The 19,590-nt window shown below is 73.5% G+C and carries 19 protein-coding genes and 1 pseudogene; 16 read left to right on the top strand and 4 right to left on the bottom strand.

The annotated features are described in order from the left end of the window. The first annotated feature begins 139 nt into the window (after nucleotides 1-139). The 3 genes and pseudogenes from BMY61_RS39810 (at nucleotide 140) to BMY61_RS39795 (ending at nucleotide 5,147) form a co-directional block, all read left to right on the top strand. On the top strand, nucleotides 140-1,360 hold the full coding sequence (locus BMY61_RS39810) for a sarcosine oxidase subunit beta family protein (protein WP_042458061.1): 1,221 nt from the start codon (nucleotides 140-142) through the stop codon (nucleotides 1,358-1,360). 25 nt (nucleotides 1,361-1,385) lie between these two features. Continuing rightward, nucleotides 1,386-4,525: pseudogene (locus tag BMY61_RS39800) on the top strand (sarcosine oxidase subunit delta family protein). Beyond that, complete coding sequence (locus tag BMY61_RS39795) at nucleotides 4,515-5,147, top strand: sarcosine oxidase subunit gamma (RefSeq protein WP_042458053.1); 633 nt, start codon at nucleotides 4,515-4,517, stop codon at nucleotides 5,145-5,147. Before BMY61_RS39800 ends, BMY61_RS39795 begins: the two are co-directional and overlap by 11 nt. Nucleotides 5,148-5,285: 138 nt before the next feature. Here the strand turns inward: BMY61_RS39795 and BMY61_RS39790 are convergent, their stop codons facing one another. Then, nucleotides 5,286-6,284: a LuxR C-terminal-related transcriptional regulator gene (locus BMY61_RS39790; RefSeq protein WP_236656616.1), complete on the bottom strand. Its 999-nt coding sequence runs from the start codon at nucleotides 6,282-6,284 to the stop codon at nucleotides 5,286-5,288. A 148-nt stretch (nucleotides 6,285-6,432) separates the two neighbouring features. Between BMY61_RS39790 and BMY61_RS45650 the strand changes: the two genes are divergently transcribed. The 12 genes from BMY61_RS45650 to BMY61_RS39740 all read left to right on the top strand — a co-directional run bounded on the left by BMY61_RS45650 (nucleotide 6,433) and on the right by BMY61_RS39740 (nucleotide 16,774). After that, complete coding sequence (locus BMY61_RS45650) at nucleotides 6,433-6,603, top strand: DUF2613 family protein (protein ID WP_143094753.1); 171 nt, start codon at nucleotides 6,433-6,435, stop codon at nucleotides 6,601-6,603. Continuing rightward, the gene (locus BMY61_RS39785; protein ID WP_042458050.1) at nucleotides 6,600-7,904 is read left to right on the top strand and encodes an ATP-grasp domain-containing protein; all 1,305 of its coding nucleotides are present in this window, start codon (nucleotides 6,600-6,602) and stop codon (nucleotides 7,902-7,904) included. Before BMY61_RS45650 ends, BMY61_RS39785 begins: the two co-directional genes overlap by 4 nt. Next, nucleotides 7,901-9,097, top strand: a complete 1,197-nt coding sequence (locus tag BMY61_RS39780) for a GNAT family protein (protein WP_063773393.1) — start codon at nucleotides 7,901-7,903, stop codon at nucleotides 9,095-9,097. The genes BMY61_RS39785 and BMY61_RS39780 overlap by 4 nt, the downstream gene beginning before the upstream one ends. Nucleotides 9,098-9,154: 57 nt before the next feature. Further along, nucleotides 9,155-9,808 carry a GTP cyclohydrolase II gene (gene ribA, locus BMY61_RS39775; protein WP_143094752.1) on the top strand — a complete coding sequence of 218 codons (654 nt, stop codon included), beginning with the start codon at nucleotides 9,155-9,157 and terminating at the stop codon, nucleotides 9,806-9,808. A 59-nt stretch (nucleotides 9,809-9,867) separates the two neighbouring features. Then, on the top strand, nucleotides 9,868-10,386 hold the full coding sequence (locus tag BMY61_RS39770) for an NADPH-dependent FMN reductase (protein WP_075004240.1): 519 nt from the start codon (nucleotides 9,868-9,870) through the stop codon (nucleotides 10,384-10,386). A gap of 185 nt (nucleotides 10,387-10,571) precedes the next feature. Further along, nucleotides 10,572-11,720: a bifunctional diaminohydroxyphosphoribosylaminopyrimidine deaminase/5-amino-6-(5-phosphoribosylamino)uracil reductase RibD gene (gene ribD / locus BMY61_RS39765; RefSeq protein ID WP_063773392.1), complete on the top strand. Its 1,149-nt coding sequence runs from the start codon at nucleotides 10,572-10,574 to the stop codon at nucleotides 11,718-11,720. Next, nucleotides 11,717-12,586, top strand: coding sequence for an LLM class flavin-dependent oxidoreductase (locus BMY61_RS39760; RefSeq protein WP_236656619.1), 870 nt, complete (start codon nucleotides 11,717-11,719; stop codon nucleotides 12,584-12,586). Before ribD ends, BMY61_RS39760 begins: the two co-directional genes overlap by 4 nt. 62 nt (nucleotides 12,587-12,648) lie before the next feature. After that, a complete protein-coding gene (locus BMY61_RS39755) occupies nucleotides 12,649-13,962 on the top strand; it encodes an ATP-grasp domain-containing protein (protein ID WP_042458044.1) in 1,314 nt (437 codons plus the stop codon). Beyond that, the gene (locus BMY61_RS39750) at nucleotides 13,959-14,627 is read left to right on the top strand and encodes a histidine phosphatase family protein (RefSeq protein ID WP_042458041.1); all 669 of its coding nucleotides are present in this window, start codon (nucleotides 13,959-13,961) and stop codon (nucleotides 14,625-14,627) included. Before BMY61_RS39755 ends, BMY61_RS39750 begins: the two co-directional genes overlap by 4 nt. A 34-nt stretch (nucleotides 14,628-14,661) precedes the next feature. Further along, entirely contained in the window at nucleotides 14,662-15,990 is a 1,329-nt protein-coding gene (locus BMY61_RS39745; protein ID WP_082015574.1) for an MFS transporter, read from the top strand. A gap of 63 nt (nucleotides 15,991-16,053) precedes the next feature. Next, nucleotides 16,054-16,224, top strand: coding sequence for a hypothetical protein (locus tag BMY61_RS46795; RefSeq protein ID WP_161791348.1), 171 nt, complete (start codon nucleotides 16,054-16,056; stop codon nucleotides 16,222-16,224). Nucleotides 16,225-16,384: 160 nt separating this feature from the next. After that, the gene (locus BMY61_RS39740) at nucleotides 16,385-16,774 is read left to right on the top strand and encodes a VOC family protein (RefSeq protein ID WP_236656615.1); all 390 of its coding nucleotides are present in this window, start codon (nucleotides 16,385-16,387) and stop codon (nucleotides 16,772-16,774) included. Nucleotides 16,775-16,896: 122 nt separating this feature from the next. On the opposite strand, the gene BMY61_RS39735 is transcribed toward BMY61_RS39740, so the two are convergent. Continuing rightward, nucleotides 16,897-17,688 (bottom strand): class I SAM-dependent methyltransferase, encoded by a 792-nt coding sequence (locus BMY61_RS39735; protein ID WP_042458038.1) that lies wholly within the window; start codon nucleotides 17,686-17,688, stop codon nucleotides 16,897-16,899. Between the two features lie 187 nt (nucleotides 17,689-17,875). Here BMY61_RS39735 and BMY61_RS39730 point away from each other — a divergent pair, with 187 nt between their 5' ends. Beyond that, nucleotides 17,876-18,421: a GNAT family N-acetyltransferase gene (locus tag BMY61_RS39730; RefSeq protein WP_143094751.1), complete on the top strand. Its 546-nt coding sequence runs from the start codon at nucleotides 17,876-17,878 to the stop codon at nucleotides 18,419-18,421. 13 nt (nucleotides 18,422-18,434) lie between these two features. Here BMY61_RS39730 and BMY61_RS39725 read toward each other — a convergent pair whose 3' ends face one another. Continuing rightward, nucleotides 18,435-18,635, bottom strand: a complete 201-nt coding sequence (locus tag BMY61_RS39725; RefSeq protein ID WP_042458031.1) for a hypothetical protein — start codon at nucleotides 18,633-18,635, stop codon at nucleotides 18,435-18,437. Nucleotides 18,636-18,687: 52 nt separating this feature from the next. Then, nucleotides 18,688-19,581, bottom strand: coding sequence for an alpha/beta hydrolase (locus tag BMY61_RS39720; RefSeq protein WP_042458025.1), 894 nt, complete (start codon nucleotides 19,579-19,581; stop codon nucleotides 18,688-18,690). Nucleotides 19,582-19,590 lie beyond the last annotated feature (9 nt).

The following is a 19,590-nucleotide window of genomic DNA, read 5'->3' as shown; positions in this document are numbered from 1 at the left end:
CGAGGGAGCGTCAAGAGAGCCCGTCACGGAACAATCTGCCCCGCACTGTTGTGGGTTACGCAACAGCGTGCGTAATCTGAAACAGATCCGAGCCGCCTCCGCATGTCCTACGTCAGGTACGTCAGGGAGGAACCCGCCGATGCCCGACCAGCTGCCGGAGCACCCCGACTGGCTGTGGCGCACACCCGATCCCAAGCCGTCCTACGACGTCGTCGTGGTCGGCGCCGGCGGCCACGGCCTGGCCACCGCCTACTACCTGGCCCGCAACCACGGCATCACCAATGTCGCCGTCCTGGAACGCGGTTGGCTGGCCGGCGGCAACATGGCCCGGAACACCACGATCATCCGCTCCAACTACCTGTGCGAGGAGAGCGCGGCGATCTACGAGCACGCCCTCAAGCTCTGGGAGGGCCTGCCGGAGGAGCTGGAGTACGACTTCCTCTTCAGTCAGCGCGGCGTGCTCAACCTCGCCCACACCCTCCAGGACGTGCGCGAGGGCACGCGCCGGGTCGGCGCCAACCGCCTCGGCGGCGTCGACGCCGAGTGGCTCGACCCGGACGAGGTCCGCGCCTTCTGTCCCATCGTCAACACCTCGCCGAACGTCCGCTACCCCGTACTCGGCGCGACACTCCAGCCCCGCGCCGGGATCGCCAAGCACGACCACGTCGCCTGGGCCCTGGCCCGCAAGGCCGACGCGTACGGCGTCGACCTCATCCAGAACTGCGAGGTCACCGGCTTCGTCCAGGACCGCGACGGCCGCGTCGTCGGTGTGGAGACCACACGCGGCCGGATCGCCGCCGGCCGGGTCGCCCTCGCGGCCGCCGGACACACCAGCACCCTCACCGACCTGCTCGGCCTGCGCCTGCCGATCCAGAGCCACCCGCTGCAGGCGCTCGTCTCCGAGCTGCTGGAGCCCGTGCACCCGACCGTGGTGATGTCCAACCACGTGCACGTCTACGTCAGCCAGGCGCACAAGGGCGAGCTGGTCATGGGCGCGGGCATCGACTCCTACAACGGCTACGGGCAACGCGGCTCCTTCCACCAGATCGAGCACCAGATGGCCGCCGCACTGGAACTCTTCCCGATCTTCGCCCGCGCCCACGTGCTGCGCACCTGGGGCGGCATCGTCGACGTGACCCCGGACGCCTCCCCGATCATCGGGCCGACACCGGTGGCGAACCTCTTCGTCAACTGCGGCTGGGGGACCGGCGGCTTCAAGGCCACACCGGCCTCCGGCTGGGTCTACGCCGACACCATCGCCCACGGCCGACCCCACCCGCTGGCCGCGCCGTTCGCGCTGGAGCGGTTCACCACCGGCGCCCTCATCGACGAGCACGGCGCCGCCGCCGTGGCGCACTGACGCCGACACCGACACAGGAGGACGCATGCTGCTCATCGCCTGCCCCTGGTGCGGGGAGCGCGACGAGACCGAGTTCCACTACGGCGGGCAGGCGCACGTCGCCTACCCGCCCGATCCCGAGGCGCTCACCGACGCCGAGTGGGGCGAGTATCTCTTCGTCCGCGCCAACCCCAAGGGCGAGTTCGCGGAACGCTGGGTGCACGGTGCCGGCTGCCGCCGCTGGTTCAACGTCGTCCGCCACACCGTCACCCACGACATCACGGCCGTCTACGCCGCGGGGCAGCAGCCCGAGGATCGAAATGGGGTGACCGCATGAGCAGCCGCCTGCCCACCGGCGGCCGGGTGGACCGCTCCGCGCCGCTGCGCTTCACCTTCGACGGCGTCGAGTACCCCGGACTGTCCGGCGACACGCTCGCCTCGGCGCTGATCGCCAACGGTGTCCTCACCGTCGGCCCGAGCCTGTACCGGGAGCGGCCACGCGGCGTCGTCACCGCCGGCGTCGACGACCCGCACGCGCTGGTGCAGCTCGAACGCCCCCAGAACGAGCCGATGCAGCTCGCCACCACCGTCGAGCTGTGCGACGGGCTCGTCGCCACCGGACTGCAGGGCCGCGGACGGCTGGAGGAGGAACCCGACGAAGCTCTGTTCGACAAGACGTACCTGCACACCGACGTCCTGGTCGTCGGGGCCGGCCCGGCCGGGCTCGCCGCGGCTCTGGCCGCCGGACGCTCGGGCGCACGGGTCGTCCTCGTCGACGACCAGCCGGAGCTGGGCGGCGCCCTGCTCGGCGGGCGCGAGGAGATCGACGGGCGGCCCGGCCCGGCCTGGGTGGCCGAGGTCCGCGCCGAGCTGGAGACGCAGCCGGAGACGCGGGTGCTGACGCGGGCCACCGCCATCGGCTACCACGACCGCAACTACGTGCTCGTCGCCGAGCGCCGCCCCGACCGGCCGGGCGGCGGCGGACGCCTGTGGCACCTCCGCGCCCGCCAGGTGGTGCTGGCCACCGGCGCCCACGAGCGCCCCCTGGTCTTCGCGGGCAACGACCGTCCCGGCGTGATGGCGGCCGCTGCCGTCCGCACCTACCTGGGCCGCTACGCTGTCCTGCCCGGCCGCCGCGCCGTGGTGTTCACCACCGGCGACAGCGCCTACGCCACTGCGCTGGAGCTGGCCGCCGCCGGCGCCGTGGTGCCCGCGCTCGTGGACACCCGCCCCGAGCCGCCCGCCGCACTCGTGGAGGCCGCGCGCGCCGCCGGGATCGAGGTGCTGGCCGGGTCCGCCGTCGTGGGGACCGAAGGGGAGGAGCGTCTGACCGGCGTCCGCGTCTCCGCCCTCACCGACGACGGACAACTGACCGGCGCCGTCCAGGAGCTGGCGTGCGACCTGCTCGCCGTCTCCGGCGGCTGGAGCCCGGCGGTGCACCTGTGGAGCATGGCCCGCGGCACCGTCCGCTACGACGAGGCCCTCGCCGCCTTCGTCCCGGACCGCGCGGCCCAGGACGTCCGGACCGCCGGATCGGCCCGCGGCCGCCACGACCTCGCCGGCTGCCTCACCGAGGGGCTCACTGCCGGGGCCGAGGCGGCGACCGCTGCCGGATTCCCCGTCGAGGTGCCCGCGACGCCGTCCTGCACGGGCGACGAACCGCCCGCGGCACCGCGCCCCGTCTGGCTCGTCCCCGGCGAGAGCGGCGACCCGTCCACCTGGCGCGACCACTTCGTCGACACCCAGCGCGACGCGACCGTCGCCGACGTGCACCGGGCCGTGCGCGCCGGCATGCGCTCGGTCGAGCACATCAAGCGCTACACCACCATCGGGACCGCCCACGACCAGGGCAAGTCCTGCGGGGTTGCCGCGATCGGCGTCATCGCGCAGTTGCTCGGTGCCCGCTCGCCGGGCGAGGTCGGCACCACCACCTACCGCGGCCCGTACGTGCCGGTCTCCTTCGCGCTGCTCGCCGGGCGCGAACGCGGTCCGCTCTTCGACCCGGTGCGCACCACACCCGTCCACCCCTGGCACGTCCGGCGCGGCGCGGTGTTCGAGAACGTCGGCCAGTGGCACCGCCCGCGCTACTACCCGCGCCCCGGCGAGGACATGGACGCGGCCGTGCTGCGCGAGTGCCGCGCGGCCCGCGAGGGCGTCGCGATGATGGACGCCTCCACCCTCGGCAAGATCGACGTGATCGGCCCCGACGCCGGGGTGTTCCTCGACCGCCTCTACACCAACGGCTTCGCCAAGCTGCCCGTCGGCTCCGCCCGCTACGGCGTCATGTGCCGGGCCGACGGCATGGTCTTCGACGACGGCGTCACCGTGCGCCTCGCCCCCGACCACTACTACCTCACCACGACCACCGGGAACGCCGCCGCCGTCCTGGACTGGATGGAGGAGTGGCTGCAGACCGAATGGCCCGAACTGCGCGTCAGCTGCACCTCCGTGACCGAGCAGTGGACCACCGTGGCCGTGGTCGGCCCCCGCTCGCGCGAGGTCCTGGCCGCACTGGCGCCCGGACTGGACGTCTCGAACGAGGCCTTCCCGTTCATGACCGTCCGCCACACCGAGCTCGCGAACGGCCTCCCGGCCCGGATCTGCCGGATCTCCTTCTCCGGCGAACTCTCCTACGAGGTCAACGTGGCCGGTTGGTACGGGCTCGCACTCTGGGAGGCCGTGCTCGCCTACGGCGCGCACGCCGGGATCACCCCCTACGGCACCGAGACCATGCACGTGCTGCGCGCCGAGAAGGGCTACCCCATCGTCGGCCAGGACACCGATGGCACCGTCACCCCTCAGGACCTCGGCATGTCCTGGATCGTCGCCCGGCACAAGGACTTCGTCGGCAGACGCTCCTTCGCCCGCGCCGACACCTCCCGCGTCGACCGCAAGCACCTCGTCGGCCTGCTGCCCGTCGACCGCGCCGAGCTGCTGCCCGAGGGCGCGCAACTGGTCGCCCCCGGGACCGACGTCACGGCCGTGCCTGCCGAGTCGCTCGGCCACGTCACCTCCAGCTACCGCAGCGCCGCGCTCGGCCGCACTTTCGCCCTGGCGCTGGTGCGCGGCGGGCGGGACCGGATCGGCGACACGGTCCTCGCCCCGCTCCCGGACGGCCGCACCGTCGCGGCGACCGTCACCGAACCCGTCCTCTTCGACCCGAAGGGAACCCGCCGTGACGGTTGACCATCTCGCCCCGCTCGCCCACCTGCGGCGCAGCCCGCTCGGCGCGCTCGCCGACCGGCTCGCCGCCGGGTCCGTCCCCGGCCCGCGCGGCGTCCTGCTGCGCGAGATCCCCTACCTCGCCCAACTGAACCTCCGCCTCGACCCCGCCGACCCGGCAGCCGCCCGCGCGGGCAGGCTGCTGGGCACGCCCCTGCCGACCCGCTCCGGCGCGGTGGCGGAGACGGGCGCGCTGCGGGTGCTCTGGCTCGGGCCGGACGAATGGCTGGTCGTCGGCCCGGACGGCGCCGCCCCGACGATCGAGCGGACGCTGCGCCAGGCCCTGGGGGACGACACCGGCTCGGTCGTGGACGTCTCCGCCAACCGGACCACCCTGGAGCTGTCCGGCCCCTCGGCCCGCGCGGTCCTGGAGCAGGGCTGCTCGGTGGACCTGCACCCGCGTGCCTTCGGCGCGGGCCGCTGCGTGCAGACGACGGTCTCCAAGGTGCAGGTGGTCATCGACCAGCTCGCCGCCGAACCGGCCGAGCCCACCTACCGCCTGCTGGTCCGCGCCTCCTTCGCCCAGTACCTCGCGGACTGGCTCCTCGATGCGATGACGGAGTACCGGCAGGGCCCGCTCGGATGAGGCTCAGCGCCGGACGCGCGCCAGAACGTTCGTCACGTCTCCGGCCTGCGTCACGCTGAGCGGGTCGAGTCGGACCATTGCACCGCCGGGCCGGTCGAACATCCGGACCCCTGACACGAGCACGGGCGACGACCGCTGCTATGCCGGGTCCTCCAGCAGACCGGAGGTGGCCAGCAGGTAGCCGAGCTGGGCGCGGCTGTTGCTGCCGAGCTGCACGGAGACCTTGCGGACGTGCTCGACGACGCTGCGGCGGCTCATCCCCAGGCGGCGCGCGATCGCCTCGTCGGTCTCGCCGGCCACGACCCGGCCGAGGATCGAGCGCTGGATGTCGCTGACGATCTCCACGGCCTCCTGCGGTGTGGCCGTGCCGTCGGAGCCCTCCAGCGGAGCGGCGCGGTCCCAGGCGTGGTCGAACATCAGCACCAGGTACCGCACCAGTGCCGGATGGCGGATCTCCAGCGCGGCACTGATCCGATCCTCGCTCATCGGGATGAACGCGAGTTCCCGGTCGATGACGATGAGCCGCTCGAAGATCTCCGGCAAGGTCCGCACCTCGGCGCCGGATGCGGTGATCCGTTCCACGTAGGCCAGCGTGGGTCGGTGCGAGCGGACGGTGTGCTGGTACAGCGTGCGGCGGCGCACGCCGCGCTCGGCGAAGGCCTGCTCCCGGGCGACCGCCTCCTCCAGCACCTCCGACGGGCGCCCGCCGCCGGGCTGCGCGGTCAGCAGCTCGGTCCGACAGGCCTGCGCGGCCGCGTCGAGCGCCTTGTCGATCACAGCTTTGCCGGACAGCACGCCGATGTGGACCGGGTTGCGGGCGTGGAAGGCGCTGTAGACGCCCTCGAAGAGGGAGAGTGCGGCCTTGGTCCGCGCGTGTTGCCGCTCGATCGCGGAGAGCTGCTCCTCCAGCGGTCGCAGGGCGCTCCAGCCGCCGACGGCGGGTGGCACCGCCTGCGAGAACCCGGGCGCATCGTCCCTCGGGACGATCAGCCCGAGCCGCATCAGACAGCCGGGAACCTCCCGGGTCGGGACGCCCTCACCGGCCAGGGCGCGCTCGTAGCAGGCCAGCGCCTCGGGGCAGCTGCCGCTGATGTGCGAGCAACTGTCCCGATTTGTACAGGTCTGTTCTGGCTTCACATCTAGGCAATGTACAGCTGCGCAGGTCGTAACGGCTTAAACAGCCTGTTGAGCGCCCCCAGGATGAGATCAGTCGCCGACGAACTGTCGGTGGAGAACGACACGGCCGACTGCACGGCCGAATGCACGGCAAGGAGCAAGACCGCACATGAAGAACACTTTCTGCGCCCGCGTGGCCGGCCTCGTCCTCGGCGCTCTGGCCCTCGTCCTCGGCGGCGCCGCCGTCCAGGCGAACTCCACCCCGGCCCACCAGGTCCAGCAGGCCGACATGGGCTGGAACGCCGCGACCCCGCCGTCCGCCGCGGCCCCGACGTCGTGAGCGCCGCCGCAGACGCCGCCCGCGCCGGTGCCGGCGCGGCCGGGATGCTGATCCGCGCGGGCAACCCCCGCCGCCTGGGCCGACCGCTGTGGCGCTCCGCACTGCGCAGCGCGGCCGAGGTCGGCGCCGAGGTCCTCGTGATCGCCCCACCGGATCCGGAACTGGTCCGGGAGGCCACCGCCATCGGCCCGCGCCTCGCCTGGCACGCGCCGGGCGACCCGCAGGCGCTCGTGGGTGCCGGGCTCGCCGGGACCGGCCCGGACGCAGAGGGCACCAGGCCCGCCGGGCGCGGGGGCCGTGCGGGCCTGGTGATCACCTCGGACCCCGACTCGGCGACCCTCGCGGCGGCCGAGCTCGCCGAGGCCGCCGACCGCTACGACGCCAAACCGGTCCGCCGGCTCCTGGACAAGGCCGCCACCCGACAGCTCGCCCAACAGGCCGGCGTCACCGTCGCAGACGGTGCTGTCTGGTCCGAACGCGACGGGCACGAGCAGGGCGCGGACGACGTGCTCAGGGTCGGCGACGGCGCCCGGGCCGGCGTGGTCGTCAAGGGCGCGCTCGCCTGGGCGGGCCACCAGCAGGGCCGGGCCCGCTCCGGTGCCGAGGCGCTGGCTGCGGCTCGTGCACTGGGTCGGGACCACGCAACGCACGTCGTGGTCGAGAGTTTCGTCGCCGGGGTCGAGTGCTCCCTGGAGATGGTGCGGCATGCCGAGGGGACGTGCCGGACCACCGGATGGAGCGTGAAGGGTCGCACGGACGACGAACGCCACCCCCTGTACCGGCCCCGCGTCACGCCCGCCTACGAGCCTCCGGCGCGCCTGGTCGAGGCCGCGCGTGCGGTCCTGGACGCGGCCGACTACCAGGGCATCGCCGACTTCGACCTGGTCTGCGCCGACGACGACAGGGTGGTGCTGCTCGAGTGCAACCCGCGCACCTCCTGGGCGACGCTCCTGCACTGGACCAGCCGCGGCTACTCCTCGGTCGATGTCGCCCTGCTCGGGCGGCGTCCGTCCGGGGCCGGCGCGCCGCAGTGGGCCGCGGAGTTCCTGCTGCCCGACGGAGATGGAGACGGGGCGGAGGCCGCGGTCGCGGCGGTCGCGCAAGCGGGCGGCTGGGTCCATCCGGTCGTGGAGGGTCTGCGGCCACGCGGCTTCGTGCGTGCCGAGAGCGTCGACGCGCTCGCGGGTCTGACGGTCTCGCTCGCCGAGGTCGGCGGCCTCGACCTGGCCGCCCAGCTCGACGCCGCCCGCACCGCCCACGACCTGGTCGCCCGCTTCGGCGGCCCGGCCGTGCCGCGATGACCGCGCCCACTGCGGCCGGTTCCGGCGGTCAGGCGGTCGCTGCGGACGCCGCGACCGCGCCGGCCATCCCCGTCACCGCCACCGTCGTCGAGAGCCTGGACGACGTCGACGCGACCGAATGGGACCGCATCGCCGTCGACGCGGGCCTCTACCTCAGCCACCGCTGGCTGCGCCACGAGGAGAACTCTCCCGCCGTGACCGCCCGCTACGTGCTGCTCACCGGCCCGACCGGCCGTCTGCTCGCAGCGACCCCGGTCTACCGGGTGCACAACGAGCTGAACGCGGGCTACCGCCCGCACGAGCGGCTCGCGGGCGTCACGGAGGCGGCGCGGCTTGTCATCGCGGGCGCGCGGCGCGGCTACCGCAACGCGCCGCTGCTCGACCCGTCACTGACGCAGGGGGAACGCACCACCTGCCTTCGGCTGCTCGGCGACTGCGTCTCCGGCGTCGCCGACGGGTTCGGCGCGGACCAGGCGTGGTGGCTGTACGTCCAGGACGAGGTGGTCGAGGAGCTTCGCGGCGCCACCGGCGTCGCCACGGCGCACCTGCAGAAGCTGGACGCCGCCATCGACCTGCCGGGCGACGACTTCGAGGCCTACCTGGCCGCGCTGCCGCGCAAGCGGCGCAGCGTCGTGCGCACGGAGGAACGGCGCTTTGCCGAGGCCGGCTACGAGCTGCGGCAGCTGCCGCTGTCGGCCTGCTGGTCGCAGGCCGGAGAGCTGCTGGCGCGACTGCAGGACAAGTACGGCCACGCGCCCGATCCGGAACCGCTGCGGCGGCTGCTGCGAGAGCAGGCCGCCGGTCTGGGGGACACCGGCACGGTTCGCGCCTGCTACGTGGACGACGACCGGATGGTCGGCTTCAGCCTCGCCTACGACTTCGCCGGGACCACCTGGATCCGCGCGGCCGGCTTCGACTACCCGCGGCTGCTCGGCGCCCAGGAGTACTTCTCCCTCGCCTTCTACCAGCCCATTCGCGACGCCTACCGGGACGGCCGGGTGCGCCGCGTCCACCTGGGCGCCTCCTCGGCGCAGGCCAAGGCCCTGCGCGGCGCCCGCCTGACACCCCTGTGGGCCGTTCCCAACAGTCCCACCCACCAAGCGGAACCCGCCCAGGTCCGCTCGGCCAACCAGCGACTGGCCGACAGCTGGCGCTCCGAGCTCGGGAGCCACGCCCCCGAGCTGACCTTCTGACACCTCACACCGCACCACCGACTCACACCCACTCGTACCGAGTCCGAGGAGACTGCCATGACCACGATCGACCAGCGCCCCGCCACCGCCACCGGCGGCTGCGCCGTTCGCGCCCAGGTTCACGTCCCGCTCAAGACCCCGTTCGGCGACTGGCTCGGCGCGGACGTCTTCAGCTTCACCGGCCTCAGCGACCAGGAGGAGCACGTCGCGATCGGTCTGGGCGACCACCGGAACAACCCCGAGCCGCTGGTGCGCGTGCACTCGGAGTGCCTGACCGGCGACGTGCTCGGCTCCGCGCGCTGCGACTGCGGCCCGCAGCTGAACGAGGCCCTTCAGGAGATCGAGAAGGCCGGGGGCTACCTGCTCTACCTGCGCCAGGAGGGTCGCGGCATCGGCCTCTACAACAAGATCGACACCTATGTGCTGCAGGACGAGGGGCTGGACACGTACGAGGCCAACGAGCGCCTGGACCTCGCCGCCGACTCGCGCGACTACCAGGTCGCGGCCGACATGCTCGCCGCGCTCGGCGTCAGCCGCGTCCGGCTGCTGACCAACAACCCCGAGAAGGTCCGTCAGTTGCGCGCCTGCGGGGTGGAGGTGACCGAGCGGCTCTCCACCGGCGTCCACCTCACCCCCTACAACCGCCACTACCTGGAGACCAAGGCACGGGTGACGCAGCACGCGATCGAGCTGACCCGCGACGCCGGCTGAGCCGCCCCATCCGTTTCACCTCGTCCTCTCACTCCCACGCACGGAAGGCCCGACACACCATGCGAGCCCTGCTCGTCAACGGATCCCCGAACCACCCGTCCGCGACCGCCGCCATGGCGGCGGTCGCCGCCGCCGCGCTCCGCGACCAGGGCGCCGATGTCGACGTCGTCGACCTGGCCGGCTTCACCACCGCCGACGTGCCCGATTGGCGCCGGGCCGTCGCCGACGCCGACGCGGTCCTGCTGGCCACGCCCGTCTATCACGCCGGCTACTCCGGCCGGCTCAAGTCCGCGCTGGACCTGCTGCCGGGCGACGCCCTGACGGACAAGGCCGTCGGCGTCCTGGCCCACGGCAGCGGACCGCGCAGCGGCAACGTCGTCGCGGAGCAACTGCGCACCGTGGCCAAGGCGATGGGCGGCTGGGTGGTCCCCACCCAGATCGCCGCCTGCCCCGACGACCTGATCGGGGCGGGCGACGGCGGACCCGCCCCGACCGACGAGATCACGGCCCGCTGCGCCCAGCAGGCCGCCGAACTGGCCCGCTGCGCAAAGATGCTGCGCGTGCAGGTGGCGGTGTGAGCGGCACCGCCAAAGCCGGTGGGACCGGCGGGCTCGGCGGTGCGGGCGCTTCCGGCGCGACGGGCAGCCCCGGTGGTGCGCAGGGGACACCACCGCCGTGCACCGGCGCTTCGCCGGCCTCGCCCGCCACCGCTGCTTCGCCCGCCACCGCCGGCTTGCCGGCCTCCGCGGCCGAGGTGCGCGCCATGCACAGGGCCGTCGAGCTGGCGGCAGCGAACCTCGGCGTCACCACGCCCAACCCGACCGTCGGCTGTGTGATCCTGGACCGTTCGGGAGCCGTCGTCGGCGAGGGCCGCCACGAGTTCGCGGGCGGCCCGCACGCCGAGGTCGTGGCCCTGCGCCGGGCCGGACGGGCCGCCTTCGCTGGCACTGCCGTGGTGACCCTCGAGCCCTGCAACCACCACGGCCGCACCGGCCCCTGCGCACAGGCCCTGCGGGCTGCCGGCATCCGCCGCGTGGTGTACGCCGTCGCCGACCCCACCGCGAACGCCTCCGGTGGCGCGGAGAGCCTGCGGGCAGCCGGGATCAGCGTGACCGGCGGGGTGCTGGCGGAGAGCGCGCGCCGCGCCAACCGGTTCTGGCTCCATGCCGTGGAGCGTCGGCGCCCCTACATCACCTGGAAGTTCGGCGCCACGCTGGACGGCCGTGTGGCCGCGGCCGATCGCAGCTCACGTTGGATCACCGGCGAGGAGTCCCGCCGCGACGCCCACGAGCTGCGCGCCCGCCACGACGCCGTCCTGGTCGGCGCGGGCACCGTCCGCGCCGACGACCCGCACCTGGGGCTGCGCCACGGTGTCACCGGCCGGGCCCCGGTCCGCGTCGTCCTGGCCGGGGACCCCGCGTCCCTGCCCGCCCGCGCGCGGATCTGGGACGACTCCGCCCCCACCGTGCTCCTCAGCTGCGACCAGGCCGCAGGTGGACACCTGCCCGATCGCGTCCACCAGGTCACCGTGCCGGCGGGCGCCGACGGTCGCCCCGACGTCACCGCGGCGCTCGCGGAGCTCTCCGCACGCGGCGTCCACTCCCTCCTGCTGGAGGGCGGCCCGACCGTCGCCGGTGCGTTCCTGCGGGCAGGCGCGGTCGACGAGGTCGTCGGTTACCTCGCCCCGCTGCTGCTCGGGGCCGGACCCGCGGCCCTGGCCGACGCCGGCGTCGCCACCCTCGCGGACGGCATCCGGCTCGACCTGCTCTCCACCCGCACCCTCGGCCGGGACCTGCGCCTGAACGCCCTGCTCCGGGGCACCGACACCGGCCGCGACGACGGCCACGACACCCACACCGACACCCACACCCACACCGACACCGACACGAGGAGGGGCGCACCGTGCGCATGAGAACCGGAGTGGTCCTCCCGCTCTACGACGACCCGTGGACCGACCCGGTGGGACGGATCCTGCAGCTGGCCGACCTCGGAGTGCCGGGGATCTGGGTGCGCGACATCCCGCTGCTGCACAACGACGGCACCGACCGCGGCGCCGGTTTCGACCCGGTCGCCCTGCTGGCCAACGTGCTCGGCCAGGGTGTGCCGTTCGAGGAGATCGGCACCGCGGTGCTGTGTCTGAGCTATCGTCAGCCGCTCACGCTCGCCCAGGCCGTGTCCAGCCTGCAGACCCTGTCGGGCAACCGGCTGGTCCTGGGCGTCGGCGCCGGGGTGCGGGCGCGCGTGAACGAGGTCTACGGCCTGGACGCGGACGCGCGCCGACAGCACTTCATCGAGTCGGTGCGCGTCCTGGACGACCTGCTGCGACGGGGCGGTGCGGCCCTGCCCGACACCGTCCGCTTCGACGCGGGGCCACAGGCGTCGGCGCCACCGCTGCTGCTGGCCTCCAACGACCCGGTCGCGCTCGCCGCGCTCACCCCGCTCGCGGACGGCTGGATGACCAACTACGTCACGCCCGATCGCGTCCGGACCGAGTTGCACCGCATGTGCCCCGACGCGCGGTCGCTGCCGTCCACCATGCAGCTCACTCTCGCCGTCGACACCGCCGACCGCGGCGCGGAGCCCACCGAGCACGCGCACGGACGCCTCACCCTGCTGCGCGTCGGCGCCGACCGCCTGCCCGCCCTGCTGGACCGGTACGCGGACGCGGGCCTGGACCGGCTCCTGGTCCACCTCCCGCTGGACGACGGCGACCACCGCCAACTCAGGTCCCTGGCGGGCGCCCTGCGCCATGCGGGCCTGGCGGCCGCTCACGCCTAGACCCGCTGCCCCGTCCCCGTCGACCCGTCCTCCCGAAGCACCACTCGAACGCTGGAGTCCCCATGGCAGCTGCTGCCCGCCTGCTCGTCCTCGGAGCCGGTGACGGCCACCAGTCGGCCTTCGCCGCCTGGCTCCGCGACGGCCTGAGCGTCACCCTGGTCGACGGGTTCTCGAAACCCCGGTACGAGTTCCTCGCCGACCGCTCCCTCCCGCTGGACGTCCGCCGCGCGGACCCCGCACACCCGGGACACGATCCGGCCCTGACGGACCGGCTGGTCTCCCTCGCTGCCGCGCACGACGGCGTCGTCACACTGTCGGAGGAGTGCGCCTCCGTCACCCCGCTGATCGCCGAGCGTGCGGGTCTGCCCCACGCCGGGGTCGCGGCCGCCGCCCTCGCCAGGGACAAGCACCGGCAGCGGGTCTCGCTGGAGGCCGCCGGTCTGCCCGTGCCCCGGTACGCGGAACTCGCCAGCGCCGACGACCTGGTGGCGTTCTGGCGGGCGACAGGCGGCGGCCCTGTGGTGGTCAAGCCGGCGGACAGCGGCGGCAGCGCCTCGGTGCGGATCCTGCGCCGTGCCGAGGACGCCGGCCGGGCCTGGGAGCGCGCCGTCGCCTACAGCCGCTCCGGGCGCTGCGTCGCCGAGGAGTTCGTCGAGGGACCGGAGATCAGCGTCGAGACCGCCGTGCAGGGTGGTCGCGTCGTGGCCCTCGCGGTCACCCGTAAGGAACTGGCCGGGCCCGAGTTCTTCCTGGAACGGGGCCACGCCGTCGCGCCCGTCGACGAACTCGACGCCTCGGCGCACCACGCCGTCCAGCAGCTCGTCGACGCCCACGGCGTCCAGAACGCGTTCCTGCACGTCGAATACCGTCTGCGGGCCGGCCGACTGGTCAACATCGAGTTCGCGGCCCGGCCCGGCGGCGGCCACATCATGGACCTGGTCCGTCGGGCCCGCGGCTGGGACCCCTATCGGGCCGTGGCCGACCTCGCGCTCGGCCGTCCGTTCCGGCAGCCCGCCCCGGATCCGGCCCACCCGTACGCGGCGGTGCGGTTCCTCATCGCCGACGGCTTCGTGCGCCACTTCGCCGAGCCCGCTGCGCTGCTGACGGACCTCCCCCTGGTGGAGTCCTGCTGGCAGAGCGTCCGGGAGGGCCGGGCCCTGCCCTTCCCCGAGGCCAGCTGGCACCGTGCCGGCGCAGCCCTCGGTGCGGCGGCGGACCCCGGCGCATTGCAGGAACAGCTCCGCCTCGCCGTCGCCCGCCTCGCTGACGCCATGGGCGTGCGCGAACTCGGTCCGCGCCGCGTGCACGAGTACCCCGACGTCTCCGGCGCCGCGTTCGAGGACGTCATCCTTGCCCACCCGGGCGGCGGCCGGTGAGCAGCGCACGCGGCTGGTCGGGCGGCACCGGCCCGAGCACCACCGTGCTCCTGCTGCGCCACGGCCAGACCGCCCTCACCCCCGACCGGCGCTTCTCCGGGTCCGGCGCCGACCCGGACCTGAGCCCCACCGGCCTGATCGAGGCCGCCGCGGCGGCCAGGCGGCTCGGCACGGACGCGTGCGGAGTCGGCGTGGACGCCGTCCTCGCCTCCCCACTGCGCCGGGCCACCGCCACCGCGCAGGCCTGCGCGGACCGCCTCGGCCTGCCCCTCACGGTCGAACCGGGCCTGCGCGAACTGGACTTCGGTGCCTGGGAGGGCCGGACGCACGCCGAGGTCGCCGCTGGATGGCCGTCGCTCCTCGCCGCCTGGAAGCGCGACGAGACGGTGGCGCCGCCCAACGGCGAGAGCTTCGCGGCGATGACGCGGCGCGTGCTCGAAGCCCGCGACCGACTGGTGGAACGTCACCACGGCCGCACCGTTCTCGTCGTCAGTCACGTCGGTCCGATCAAGGCCCTGGTCCGCGACGCCCTCGACGCGCCCCCGAGCGCACTGTTCCACCTGGAGCTGTCGCCCGCCTCGCTGACCGTCATCCGCTACGACCCGAACGGCGACGCCTCCCTGCGCTCCTTCAGCGACACCTGCCACCTGCACCCCGCACCCTGAACGCGCGCCCGCGAGGCCTCGTGAGGACCACTCCATGACTGCACCACCCACCGTCACCCGGCCCCCCGCACCGTCCGGCGGGCCCCGCTTCGCGAGCCGGTTCGGCCTGCCCGACCTGCGCGGCAACGGCCGCTTTGTCGCCGCCAACGCGATCGACAGCCTCGGCAACGGCCTGATGATGTCCTTCCCGGTCGTCTTCTTCGCCCGCACCACCTCGCTGTCCCTCGTCCAGATCGGGACCGCCCTGACGCTCGGCCAACTCCTCGCCATCCCGGCACCCGCGGTGGTGGGCGCGCTCGTCGACCGTCTCGGTGCCCGCCGCGTGGTGGTGGCGGGCAACCTGGTCTCCGCCGCGGGGTTCGCCCTCTACCTCGGTGCCCACGCCACCTGGGCGATCATCGCGGCCGTCCTGGTGGTCCAGTGCGGCGGCAGCGCCTACTGGACCTCCAGCCGCTCCCTGGTCGTCCTCGCCGCACGCGAGGGAGACCGGGCCGCCTGGTTCGCGTTCACCCGCGCGCTGCGCAACATCGGCGCGGGCGCCGGCGCGGCGGGCGGCGCGCTCGCGCTCGGCATCGGCAGCACGGCGGGCCTGCGCGGTGTGGTGGTCGCCGACGCCGCGAGCTTCGTCCTGGCCGCCTGGCTCCTCGCCACCTGGTGCCCCAGGTCCGCCCACCCCGACGTACCGCGCACGACGACGCACTCGGATCCGCACTCGGCTCCGCACCCGGCTCCGCACCCGGCATCGGCTGAACGTCGCGCGCCCGGTTCCGGCTACCTGACCGTGCTGCGCGACCGCACCTACCTGCGTCTCGTCGCGGCCAACGTCTCTTTCGTCTTCGCGGCCCTGATGCCGTCCCTGTTGCTGGCCGTCTACGTGACCCGTACCCTGCGCACCGGCGCCTGGCTCGTCGGCGTCCTGATCGTCGTCAACACCGCCCTGGTCGCCACCGTCCAGACCCCGGCCGGCCGCCTCACCGCGCGACGCTCCCGCACCCGCACGGTCCGCCTCGCGGCGATGCTCAACGCGGTCGCCTTCGCGGCCTTCGCCACGCTCCAGTGGGCCCCCGCGTGGCTCCTGCCGCTGGGCGCGGTGGGTGCGATGCTCCTGTTCACCGCGGCCGAGGTGATCGGCTCCACTCCCATGAGCGAGCTCAGCGTCGACCTCTCCCGCGTCGACCTCCAGGGCCGCTACCAGGCCGCCTTCCAACTCTCCTGGACCCTCGGCGGCGCGGTCGCCCCGCTGGTCTTCACCATCCTTCTCTCCGCAGGCCCCACCTGGCCCTGGGTCTTCCTCGCCCTCACCAGCCTCCTCACCCTCCCGGCCCTGGTGGGCCTTCGGGACCGGACCGCACGTGCGGAGTGAGGCCCGCGGATGCGTCCGCCCGGAGACGCATGCACCTCCCGGTCCGCGGCCATACATAGGGACATGACCACAGACCGCACCCCGCCGCCCCGCGACCGCCGCCGCCCCGTCACCCTCTCCCGCCGCAGGACCGAGGCCCATACCGAGATGCTGCGCCGGGTCGTCCCGGCCGCGGTCGAGGACCGCGGCCTCTCGCGGCTGGACATCGCCGCGTTCAGCAGCAGCATCGGCTGAACCGCCCGTCCCACGGCAACGGTACGGTTCCCCCCGGTGTGCGAGCGGCTGGTTCGCGTCGGCGTCCCTCCCATCAACGCGGCGGGGATCGGCCCATCCCGCCTTCCCCTGCTCCGGCACGGGGCTGACTCCCGGCCCGGCCAAAGCAGTTGCGGCGCCGATGACCGGGGAGAACGATGACCGGATGCGGATGAAGCTGTGCGCGATCACCTTGGACTGCGCCGACCCACTGGCCCTGGCGGCCTTCTACCAGGCGGCCACCCGCCTCGATCCCCACCCGAAGTCCGACGCCGACTTCGCCGGGCTCACCACCGGGGACGGTCTCTTCATCGGCTTCCAGCGCGTCGCCGACTACCGCGCCCCGGAGTGGCCGGGCCAGAGCGCACCTCAGCAGTTCCACTGCGACTTCACGGTCGAGGACCTGGACGAGGCAGAGGCCCGCCTGCTGGAACTGGGCGCGGGCAAGCCGGACCACCAGCCCGACGAGGCGAGGTACCGGGTCCTCACCGACCCGGCGGGGCATCCCTTCTGCCTGGTCAGGGAGAGGTGAACGTGATCCCGCCGACCTCTCTGCGCGATGGGTTCCGGGACGTTTCCCGGTGATTGCCGACCGCGGCCACCTGGCCGCGGCCGGCTCCCGAAGCGTGGCAGAGGACCCCGAAGGGCCTTTGGTCAGCCCGGCTTGACCGCCAGCGTCGCAAAATAGTGCGACATGTATGCGGCGGACGCGTTGGATTGGTGCGGTGCTTCTGCGAAGCCGGTGAGGACGAACCCCGCGGCGAGTTGCCCGCCGATCTGGCCGGTGAGGGTGTGACTGTGTTCAAGAGGGGCGTCCGCCCCGAACTTCGTGGCGCGTTCCTCGGCGGAGTAGTGCGTGACATCGCTGTAGGGAAGTTTGTGCACGACGACCAGCTCACCGCGCTCGTCGAGGGCCTCATGGTCGAACAGGTACGCATCAGGGTTGACGAAGCCCGCGAGCAGGGTTCCGCCCGGTCGCAGGACGCGGAAGCACTCACGCCACACCGGTGCCACGTCGGGTACGAACACGTTCGAGACCGGGTGGAACGCCACGTCGAATGCCGCGTCGCCGAAGGCGCTGAGGTCGCGCATGTCACCCAGGACGGTGCGCAGTTCGAGCGCGTCGCGCGCCGCCACCATCTCGTCCTGTCCGAGCTGGCCGGGCGAGTTGTCGAACACGGTGACCCGCGCCCCTGCGGCGGCCAGAATCGGACCCTGCTGGCCACCGCCGGAGGCCAGGCACAGCACGTCCTTGCCGGTCAGGTCCGTCGGCAGCCAGGAGCGGCGGACCGGCTCATGCCCGATCAGAACAATCGACCAGTCGCCCCTGCGGGCGCGCTCGACATCCTCAGAACTCACCGGCCTCGACCACTCGTTGCCCTCCCGGACAAGCCTGTCCCAGGCGACCCGATTATGGGCACCGGGGTCGACGACAACGTCCTGCATCTTGTACTCCCTGCTACGACCGGGCGGACACCAGCGGTTCTGACAGTTCGATGCCGACAGCCAACAGGATCACCGGTGCGGGCTCAACGAAATTTGCGAGCGCCCCACCCCGCAGACGCGAGGTTTTTGATCGCTTCGCTGATCCCGTCGTCCGACGTGATGTTGGATGGCCCGTATGACCGCACCAATGATCTTGACCGTGCCGCCCACCGAGACCGCGCCGCCCCTGACCCTGCGCCCCTGGCGGGACGCGGACGTTCCGGCCATCGTGGCCGCGCACGGCGACGAGGTGATGCGGCGGTGGCTGATGCGGCCCATCGGTGACGCGGACGAGGCCCGTGCCTGGCTCGCCGACGTGGTCGCGGGCTGGGCCGACGGGACGCTGCTCAGCTGGGCCGTCGAGGAGGACGGCGTGGTGGTCGGGCACTTCGTCGTCAAGGCGGCCGATCCGCCGGCCACCCTGGCGACGGGCGTCGGGTACTGGACCGTCGCGCAGGCCCGCGGCAGGGGGATCGCGTCGCGGTGCGTCGAGACTGCCACGCAGTGGCTGTTCGGCGAGCAGGACCTGCTGCCCGCGGACGAGATCGAGCTGCTGCACACCGTGGGCAACGAGGGCTCGTGCCGGGTGGCACAGAAGTGCGGCTACGAGCTGGCCTCGGTGCTCCCGCCGCTGCCGCCGGAGTTCCCGGAGGAGGGGCACCGGCACGTGCGCAGGCGACCTGCCGCGGCGTAGCGCGGACGAAGGGCTACGCCCGCCTGCGGAACGGGCGCCGCCACGGGGGCCAGGGGGTGCGGCCGGCTCCCGCGGCGGTCGCGGCGGTCGTGGTGGGGACGTCCACGATGAGTTCGGCGTCGATCAGAGCGTCGAGGTGGTCCTTGAACCACTGGTTAGGGCCGGGCGGGCGGCTCGCGGCGGGGTCCTGGGGGGTGGGGTGTGGTCCGGTCATCGTCGGGCTCCTCCGAGGGGCAGGGGACAGCGAGAACGCATCGTCGGTGCGGTCAGCGGGAGCGCGCCGACAGCCGCGAGGCGTCGAGTGCGTCCGGGGCCTGGTCGACGAAGTCGAGGACGCAGCCGATGACACCCGCGTCGTTGATGATGCGCCGGTGCCCGAGCCCGCTGGTGACGACGAGTCGGGCGCGGTCGCCGAAGGCTGCGGCCAGCCGACGGCCCTGCGAGACATCGATCCTGGTGTCGGACTCGTCGTGGATCACCAGCAGTGGCGACGCGACGACGGGAGGCATGTCCGTCAGTGAGAAGGGCACCTGCTCCGGTGGCAGGTCGGGGAAGAGGTTCGTGCGGATCTCTTCCAGCAGGCGGCCCTTGAGTCGGCTCCGGACGCGGAGCTCGGCGCAGAACTCCTCCACCAGGTAGTCGAAGTCGCACACCCCGCTGATGGTGACGACCTTCCGCGTGGTCGCCCCGCTCCGTAGGCCGAAGAACGCCCCGAGCGCTCCCAGGGAGTGCGCGACCACGCACTCGAACGTGCCGTACTGGGCGTGGAGGCCCGTCACGACGTCCCGGTAGTCGAGGATCGAGGCGCTCCGACCGCCCGCGTCGCCGTGCCCCGGCGCGTCGAAGGCGATGACGCTGTAGCCGCGGTCGAGCAGTCCGGGCACGAAGTCCGCAAGGCGCGAGGCGCGCGACTGCCATCCGTGCACCAGCAGAACGGGCCTGCTGCCGTCGCCCCACCGGTAGGTCACCGCGTGCCGGCCACCGCTCGCCGCGATTCGGCCGACCTGCGCCTGGTCGAGCAACGCGCGCTGGGAGGAGCGCAGTCGGCTGCGCGCGACGGGCAGGTGGAACAGGGTGAACGCGACCTTCCCCGCGAGCGGACCCGGGAGCAGGGACGTGGTGTTCAGCAGCGTGCTCGCGGCGGCGCGGGCGGCTTCCATGGTGGGCGC

The organism is Streptacidiphilus jiangxiensis, from assembly GCF_900109465.1.
Lineage (GTDB): Bacteria > Actinomycetota > Actinomycetes > Streptomycetales > Streptomycetaceae > Streptacidiphilus > Streptacidiphilus jiangxiensis.
The sequence above is the reverse complement of the archived record's forward strand: the minus strand, read 5'-3'. Positions and strand labels throughout refer to the sequence as shown.